Here is an 8,543-nt window from a genome sequence, read left to right as displayed (position 1 = left end):
ACGCTCAAATTTTGCTTTAGACATTCGACCTATCTCCCTAATCAACTGGACCGTAACGTTGACCGGACAAATAATGGAGCTCATGACCGGAATTGAACCGGTGACCTCATCCTTACCAAGGATGTGCTCTACCGACTGAGCTACATGAGCGCTTTCAACACTACAAATTGGAGCGGGCAGCGGGAATCGAACCCGCGTCATCAGCTTGGAAGGCTGAGGTAATAGCCACTATACGATGCCCGCGAGCAATAAGTGGTGGAGGGGGCAGGATTCGAACCTGCGAAGCTTTCGCGTCAGATTTACAGTCTGATCCCTTTGGCCACTCGGGAACCCCTCCGAGTCAGGTATGCCAACGGCAAACCTGCCTAAACTTAAAGTGGAGCTGGCGGACGGAATCGAACCCCCGACCTGCTGATTACAAGTCAGCTGCTCTACCAACTGAGCTACGCCAGCTCACATTCGCCTCTTCAGCGAGGGCGGTATACTACGGATTTTCAGAACGCGTTGCAACACCTTCACAACGCCTGATTTCGACCATGTCGAAATTCTCACTGTAATCCGTTTCCGCCGCCCCAACCGCACCGGAATCCGGCACCAGTTGGTCTTCAAAAACGAGCGCGTAGCTTAGCTGATTTCGGGGGAAGTTGGCCAGTATTGCATTGAGATTCTGGCGTTTTTTTTCAGCCAGGACATTTTCGGCGGCCTGTCGGGACTCGAACAGCCCAAGAGAAATGGCATTTTTATTCTCGCCCCGGGTTACCAGGTAGGAGTCGATCCCCCTCTGCTGGAGATCGCGAAACAGATCCAGCGCCCGATCTTCCGGTTGAGGAGGTATGATCACCCAATGCAGTGGTGCCAGTTCCCGCTCCTCCTCAGCAACGTCGTAGTCGGTTCCAGGCCGCCCCAGGGAACGATAAGCCTGCCGCGCACTCTGCTCCGAGTCGAACCACCCCAACCGAACGCAGAAATTCAGGGGAACCGCTTCCCTCTCTGGCGAAGCCTCAACATCAACGGCTGGCTGAGTGGCTTCGCCCTCGGCCAGCGTCACATCATCCCTGGCGGCTTCGGGTTCAACCTCTGGCGACAGCGGTTTCAGATCAGCCACCCGCGGCAATGCCTGGCGTTCGGTTACAACGGCAACGGGCTTTGGTCCGAGCTTGTCCCCGTATAACCAAAGCGCCCCATTGATCAGAATCAGGGCAACAGCAAACCACCTCATTCGCGTTCACTCTCCCCATCAACAGCCGCAAGCCCCTTGAGCACCAATGAAGGCTCGTGGTGGGCCGAAAGCCCGGCATCAAGCAGGCCTTCGGCGTCGCCTCCCGTCACCAGGACGCGACCAAGACCAAGACGACGGCAATCCGCCTCAATCCGTGCAGCCATTGATGCCCAGAGCCAGACCAGTCCATGCTGGACGCATTCGGTTGTCGACGCTCCAGGCTCCGCAGCCTGCACATCACTGACATCAAAACCAATTCTCGCAGCGTCCTGCCTCAAGGACCTGAGCATCATCTGCTTACCCGGGAGAATATAGCCGCCCAGGTGCGCCCCCGAGTCGGCAACATAATCAATCGTAATAGCACTGCCGGCATCAACAACGGCAAAACCACCCTCATCGGCCTGCCATGCAGCGTACATGGCGTGCCAGCGATCGGCCCCCATCCTGTCGGTTTCGGTGTAGGCATTCACCAAACCACCTCGATGGGGTTCAGCCCAATGAAACACAATCGGAGCACGACAGAACGCTTCCAACTGCATCTGCAAATGTTGGCGCCTTTCTTCCGAGATCACAGTGGATACTGCAACTCGCCTGATATGGGCGGACTGACAACGGATGTCGCAGAATGGGTCGTCGGCGTCCAGAATGGCGGAACCGGTGCCAGCCAAATGACCATCGCCGACCAGCAGCCACTTCAGCCGGGTATTCCCGGCATCCACCAATAGCTTCATGGGCGGGCTCGCAGGCTTATCTCGCCGGCACGAACCCTGACCAGCTCTTTGCCGTCGTCGATCAGGTAATTACCGGTATCATCGATTCCACGCCCGTTCCCGGCGAGTCCACCCTGGCTGGCAACCAGAGACTTACCGGAAAAAATATCTCGACCCTGCCAACGTGAACGGAACCCGGTAAACCCCAGACTGGCGAACTCGTCCACGGAGTCAAGGACGGAATTAACGAGTGACGCCGCAAGCTCGCTACGATTCCAGCGACGTTCAGGCACGGCTATGTCAAGACTGCTCCAGGATTGATCCACCTCCGCAGACTCTTTCATATGCACGTTCAGACCAATACCTGCAACAACCTGCACCACCCCCTCTTCAAGTTCGCCCTGAAGCTCAACCAGAATACCAGCCAGCTTGCTACCGCCGAGAAAAATATCGTTGGGCCACTTCAGCCCCACATCTGCAACACCATGCTGCTCCAGGGCTTCGGCGACCGCCACACCCAGAACCAGGCTTAAACCATCCAGCATGGCGAAGCTGCCTCGAAACGTCAGCCCCAGGCTCAGGTACAGGTTCTGTCCCCGTGGGCTTTGCCAGGGCCGGCCGCGCCTGCCACGGCCGGCGGTCTGACAGTCGGAGATGCACACGGGAATGCGACCGGAATCGGATCCCGCACGGCGTCGTACAATTTCAGCATTGGTCGAATCTACCTCATCCATTACGATCAGTTCGACCCTGGTGCGACAATCCGGCGCCAGACTCTGCGTTATCCGTTCCGCATCAAGCAAGTCCATGTCGCTCAACAGGCGATAGCCCTTGCCACGAATGGTTTCTATACGGACACCCTCCTCCGCTGCACGACGAACCTGCTTCCAAATTGCCGTGCGACTGATGCCAAGACTGCTGGCAAGGGACTCACCGGAATGAAACTGGCCGTCTGCCAGGAGGCCAAGAAGTGCTTTGGATTTCATCAAGGAACGCCCGCGTATTTGAATGGGATCAGGGCGGGATTAAACAACACGTCGAACCAAAAGACAAAGGACGACGCCGCGGCACGTCCAAAATTTGCCGCCTGAGACCTCAGGGTATGGGCGTTGCAGTCAGATTGGCCTCAATATTGAAGTTCTGCATTTTCACGCCATAGACTGCTGTTTGTGGACCACCGGTGGGATGGACCAGATCAATGTTGTTGATGGAGAGTTCCTTGAACTGGCTCCTCGCCCGAACGGCGAACCCCAGCGGGCGATTATCCAGGTCAGCCGCAGTGGGCGATGAGACATAGCGGTACCCCGCCCCTGCGGCCGGGTCCATTATTTTTTCGTCGCCCCTTGCGCCGACCACTCCCAAAGCATCTGCGCCATCTGTCTTCTTGACCACCTTGGTCTGGTAGACATCGACAGAAAGGTCCGTGCGTATTCCGAAGGTATTATCGTCTACACCGTCACCGTCGAAGTCACCGCCATCGCTGGTATGAATATCGTCAAGTACGAGCCTGGAGCCTGTATTGTTGATCGGCTTGCCACTGGAATCCACCTGACGATTGGTTTCCCAGGTAAATGCATTCTTGCGCGCCTCACTGACTTCCCTTGCGAGTATCTGTTTGAGCTGGATCGTGATTCCTTCTTCACCACGAGCCTCCCAGATTCCGCCCGATGCAGCACAGGCCGACTCAGAGTCCCCCGAACCGCCGGCGCAGACATTGCCAGCCCCACCCGGGACAATGGTCATGCTACTTCCGGTTTCGTATTTCTGAACCACAAATCGGCCAAAGCTTGATCCCGCCGCCTTATCGCCAACCCGCAGGTTGCCAACATCCATAAGGCTCCAGGCCTCCCCCTTGATGAGGGCCAGCCCGTCTTCGGTCACATCCAGGGTCATATCCCGAACATGGGCATCGTAGCTGAGATCGCTGATCCACAAACCCTTCTGAGAAATCTCCCCCGAACCTTCATCGTAAGGCGCGGCGATGATAGCAGCCCGGCCATTCCGTATACGGATATCCGAGTTGATGGTTAGGCCCTCACCACTGGCACCGCCCGCTCCAAGCGTCACCTGGCCATCCATATCGAATTCGTAAGCCGGGTAGAAGCCAAGCGCCAGAAGCAGCTCCGTACCACCCTGAAGCGGGGCATCCTCGCTGCCTACTCGTAAGCCATTAATCCTGTAGCCGGCCGACACATCCTCAAAGCCAATCCGGAGCCCGTCATAAAAACGCGTTCCATTAAGCTCACCATCCCGCGTAACGTTAACTGTGACATCCCCCTGCCCCCAGGACTGCAGTCCGCTGAAGATGACGCGGTTGCCATCCTCGGTATAACTCAGGTCGGCCAACTGCAAACTCCACTCAGTGGACAACCTGAGCCCTTGAGAGCCGGCATCTGGGTGCCCCCCACCTTGCAGGTAAACCGCGTTGGTGTAGCTGCGCCCATTGTAGACGTGGTCCTGCAGCATGAAGCTGACATTCACTTCGCCAATACTTTGCCCGCCGGCGCCCATTTCAATGCGACCAATGTTAAATTTCCCGTTCAGCGACCCCAGCGTGAACCCCAGGGCGTCGCGTCCGTAACGGTCCGCTGTCACGTCCACCCGGAGATCATTCAGTCGGTATTGGCCTGTAATATCGCGGAACGCAAGCGCGTGGTCGTCGTCATGATAGATAAAGGATGCACTGTTAATCGTGGTTTCGTTATCCAACCGAAAACCCTCCCCTTCGCGCCCACCGGCTGTAATGCCGGTTTTCGACGAGAGGTCGAAGGAACCGCTGAGCCCGCCATAGCTGGGCAGGGCCTGGCCAGTTGCGACGTCGTAGGTGTTGCCATGATTGGCAGGGTTATTACTGTATCGGATTGCCCCCACATCGTAGGAACCGGATACGCGGGGGGCGTTCAGCTCCAGAGTACTGCCAACTACATCCAGGGTGACACCCAGGGCCTCTACACTGAGGGTGATATCATCCAGGAAGACTTCATTACCGTTGGTTCGATAGCCCAGGCGGCCGCCGGTCATGGTGTAGGCGGTGTCGAATGTGTAACCCGATGAGCCAAACGCACCTCCCGGGCTGATGCGCAGGTTTCCCTGCAGGCTGTGATCAAAGAAAATGCCACCCATGCCAATCCCCGGGGCGCCAGCCAACCGTATATCGCCGAACTCAATCCTCCGATCCTCAACCAGGTAGTCCAGATTCAACGACGCCTCATCGGTGATATCGACCCTTATGACATGAGCAGCCGACTCACCTGGCTGGCTTGCGGAACCAACCCGGAAATCCTCAAGGTAGATACCGCGATCATCATCGAAATACGTTAAACGGTCCGCGGTCATACCCAGCTCCATTTCCAGGGTAATACCGCTTTGGCCACTTATATCCGCCATATCTTCGTCGCCCAGAAGCTGCATATCCGCCATCGCGGGTGCCGACAACGCCAACACTACGCCCCTCACAGACTGTGTGACCACGATGTGCTTTCTGATCCCGGCCATACCCGCTCCCTATGGATTTCCCGTAGGGAAAACCAATAGGTTTCCCTCCATGATGACGTCACCCTGCATTTCCACCGCAAAGATGTCTGTTTGCTGGAATCCCGGGTCTGTTGGTCTGGGTGTGTTGCTCCCGGCGATTTTGAACCGCACATCGTTGTAGCGAACGGTATCCGGCAGACCAATCTCTACAACGTCACCGTTGAACGCCTCGCCGTCACCGGCAAATCCGGAATCAATCGAACGAACACGGAGGGTCAGTCCTTCGAAGGCAAAGTTCCCCCTGATCTCATCCAGCACCATCCAGCCGCCATCCTCTTTCAATCGGTAGGCCAGCCTGGCACCGCACTTCTTACCGGCATCATCACAACGGCCGAAATAGCCGTTCTCAATAGGCCCGCCCATTTCATTAATGCTGATATCCCCTGATAAATATATGCCGCCCTGACCGGATACCTCAGAGAGTGCCTCATCGTTCAGACGATCGAGTTCACCCACCGCATGTTTTGAGCTGGACAATGCGAGGGCCAATAACAGGGCATGCGCGTACCGTCTATTCATGGCGCCAGATCCTTGGTTCGGATATCAAGGTGCTGAATCAGCATGCCCTCGACCCGTGCCGACCCGAAATCCCGGTCACCCACGGAAAAATTTCCGATGTGCAGGTTACTGCGATAATCGGGATTGGTGTAATAGTCCTCATAGAAATCCCAGGTTTGCGCGTCACTGCTACCTCGCAGCCCATCAGCGCCAATTGATCCCGGAGCTGGCGGCTCGATGGCCGCGACTTCCACCACAAAATTGCCAGTGCCATCAACGTCGAAAAATACCGGCTGCAACTGGTTGCCAATCGCCAGCTCCAGCGCAAAGTTGGTCATGGTGATTCTTGAACCGCAGGATTGGCCATCCTGAGAACAGGCATTGATCGACAATTCCGGTGTTTGGAAATTGAGCTTGAACTGCCCCACCATCTGTCGACGATCGTCATCGCCCCAAAGGCGAAGATAGCTACCATCAATAACTGCGCTTTTCGCATGAATGTTGATATTGGCCGAACGGTCTTCTCCCACAGCCACATTCATCTGCAGCCCGATATCAGGGCGCTCACCTACAAAATCCGCCGTCGCCGGCCGACTGGAGCAAACGCCACTACCCGCAATAGCACCCGAGCTCATACAGTCGTACCCTTGGGCAGCGTCCACCAAAGCTGGCGCCGCGAACTCGAGAACGGCCTTGTCCCGGATGCCGATACTATTGCCGTCGACCACGTCAATCCGATAGGGATTCACCAGCCGACCAATATTTACCGGGCTTAGGTTCTGCCCGTAGTTGCTGCCGGTTCCGGAGATGTACAAGTGATTCACCACGATCTCGACATCGCGGCCGTCCGTACTCTTAAGGCCGCCAATCTTGAAAATCCGGGCCTGGTTACCATTGGCATCGGGCGTGTCCGTGCCATGGGAAAACGTGAAGTCTTCCAACACGACTCCAATGCCAGCGCCATCGATCTCCGACAGTTCCTGCTCTGACAGGTCCTGAAGTTCCGCGTTTGCTGTGCACGTTCCGAGTAACAGTCCCAGGACAGCGCAAACTCGCGTGGGGCAGAACGACCAGACAGTGGGGGTTAGAAGGCGCCTTCTGGATAACATCAAAACAACCCCCTGCCCCGATCGATGTATTCCGTTCGGTAACGGTCGGTGCCGTAAAGGGCCTCGTTAAGATTGACCTCGGTTGCACCGTTCGGAATATTGAAGAAGGCCCCGGAAGTCGCCCGAATGAAATCCTCCGGCGTCGGGTTGGTGTTCTTGACGTCTTCCAGCCAGTCAAGGTCTTTGGTCTGGAATGAAATAAACGCTCCGTCGGCCGGTCCTGTAATCCTCCGCTGATTACCAACTTCTTCCACCGTGCCGATTGGAAAGCTGTTGTAAATATCGAGGTCAAAACAGGAATCGATACCCAGGACCAGGCAGTCCTGGGCGTAGACATAAATATCTCCGCTGCCACAACTGAAGAAAGAGCAATCAGGCACGTCAATACGGGAACTAGAGCCCCAACCAATAAGGTTCTTTACGGACCAGCGAGTGAACCCGCCCGCATCCTCGAGCACGAAGCGTTCTCCATTAGGGATGCCAATATGTTCCGCCCGAATGGGATCAAGCTCACCGATATCAGGATGCCCTTCTTCGCCGTACACCAGTTGCGCCTTGGTCTGGAGCGGACTACCGCCTTCAAGCAACGGGGTAAGCAGAACGATGACCTGATCAAAGAAGTTGCCGCCGGAGCTCGCCTGACTCAAACCTTCACCGCGATCAATGATGTCTACATTGACGTTGCCGGTGAGAGTTTCAATCTTGCCAGAGAGGATGCCCATGGACTCTCCGAAGCCCAGCCGAAAACCAACGATCTCCTGAGCGTCCTCGTCGAACGCAAATTCCAGATAGGGGTTCTCGATGTTGAACGGGACGATTTCGCCTTCTCCATAGGCCGAGCCATCCGGCTTGAGCTGGCGGGGCGCCTTGGAGTTGCGCTCGAAGTACGCTTGGTTATTGATATATCCGAGCGCAAAGTCCTCTATATAGACATCGGACGTTCCGGCTTTTTCACCATCCCGCTCGTAGCGCCCCAACTCGAGTACGTCAACATTGGTCTGGATATCAATGTCCATTCCCAGGTTAACGCGTGTATAAGAGGTATTGTCGGTCTCGTCGGGGTGATATTGGCGATCAACCGAAATGAATGCTTGACCAGTTACTTCCGACATATCGCTATCGGAGATTGGCTGCAGGTCCGCAAACGCAGGAGGGGTCACTGACAGCACCGCTAACAAATGCCAAACGACACGATTCATAGACAGATCTCACCATTAACCGCATTCTGAAAAGCGGTTTATTGTTATTTTCGATGAGTGTCTCTGAACACTAATGCTGCTTTCGCTGGCAATTTTTATTTTGGCCAGTTCTTGTACAGATCCTAACCTCGTTTACAGTTTGTCACTGTGAGCAAGGTCATAGATTTGAAAAATGAGTCGACGCTGAAGGTACTTTTTTACAGGCAATAAAAAACCCCCGTCGGCGAAGCCGCGGGGGTTTTTGGTATTAGGAGCCTGACGATGACCTACTCTC

Annotated in this window: 7 protein-coding genes and 4 tRNA genes; all 11 read right to left on the bottom strand. The window is 55.6% G+C overall.

From position 1 onward, the window contains the following. Positions 1 to 74 precede the first annotated feature (74 nt). Positions 75 to 150, bottom strand: a tRNA-Thr gene (locus tag B3M52_RS08920). 18 nt (positions 151 to 168) lie between these two features. Next, positions 169 to 243: transfer RNA gene (locus B3M52_RS08915), tRNA-Gly, on the bottom strand. A 10-nt stretch (positions 244 to 253) separates the two neighbouring features. Further along, positions 254 to 337, bottom strand: a tRNA-Tyr gene (locus B3M52_RS08910). Positions 338 to 377: 40 nt separating this feature from the next. Next, positions 378 to 453: transfer RNA gene (locus B3M52_RS08905), tRNA-Thr, on the bottom strand. A gap of 31 nt (positions 454 to 484) precedes the next feature. Beyond that, positions 485 to 1,219 carry a hypothetical protein gene (locus B3M52_RS08900; protein WP_256713600.1) on the bottom strand — a complete coding sequence of 245 codons (735 nt, stop codon included), beginning with the start codon at positions 1,217 to 1,219 and terminating at the stop codon, positions 485 to 487. After that, positions 1,216 to 1,950 carry a type III pantothenate kinase gene (locus B3M52_RS08895; RefSeq protein ID WP_075195654.1) on the bottom strand — a complete coding sequence of 245 codons (735 nt, stop codon included), beginning with the start codon at positions 1,948 to 1,950 and terminating at the stop codon, positions 1,216 to 1,218. Before B3M52_RS08895 ends, B3M52_RS08900 begins: the two co-directional genes overlap by 4 nt. Further along, the gene (locus tag B3M52_RS08890) at positions 1,947 to 2,915 is read right to left on the bottom strand and encodes a biotin--[acetyl-CoA-carboxylase] ligase (protein WP_075195653.1); all 969 of its coding nucleotides are present in this window, start codon (positions 2,913 to 2,915) and stop codon (positions 1,947 to 1,949) included. Before B3M52_RS08890 ends, B3M52_RS08895 begins: the two co-directional genes overlap by 4 nt. Before the next feature lie 109 nt (positions 2,916 to 3,024). Then, positions 3,025 to 5,424 carry a DUF6160 family protein gene (locus tag B3M52_RS08885; protein WP_075195652.1) on the bottom strand — a complete coding sequence of 800 codons (2,400 nt, stop codon included), beginning with the start codon at positions 5,422 to 5,424 and terminating at the stop codon, positions 3,025 to 3,027. 9 nt (positions 5,425 to 5,433) lie between these two features. Then, on the bottom strand, positions 5,434 to 5,982 hold the full coding sequence (locus B3M52_RS08880; protein ID WP_007154034.1) for a hypothetical protein: 549 nt from the start codon (positions 5,980 to 5,982) through the stop codon (positions 5,434 to 5,436). After that, the gene (locus B3M52_RS08875) at positions 5,979 to 7,070 is read right to left on the bottom strand and encodes a hypothetical protein (protein WP_091644650.1); all 1,092 of its coding nucleotides are present in this window, start codon (positions 7,068 to 7,070) and stop codon (positions 5,979 to 5,981) included. Before B3M52_RS08875 ends, B3M52_RS08880 begins: the two co-directional genes overlap by 4 nt. Then, positions 7,070 to 8,269: a hypothetical protein gene (locus B3M52_RS08870; RefSeq protein ID WP_075195651.1), complete on the bottom strand. Its 1,200-nt coding sequence runs from the start codon at positions 8,267 to 8,269 to the stop codon at positions 7,070 to 7,072. Before B3M52_RS08870 ends, B3M52_RS08875 begins: the two co-directional genes overlap by 1 nt. Positions 8,270 to 8,543 lie beyond the last annotated feature (274 nt).

The organism is Marinobacter sp. UBA2688 (assembly GCF_002352785.1).
Lineage (GTDB): Bacteria > Pseudomonadota > Gammaproteobacteria > Pseudomonadales > Oleiphilaceae > Marinobacter > Marinobacter salarius.
Note: the sequence above shows the minus strand (reverse complement) of the source record. Positions and strands in the feature narration are given on the sequence as shown.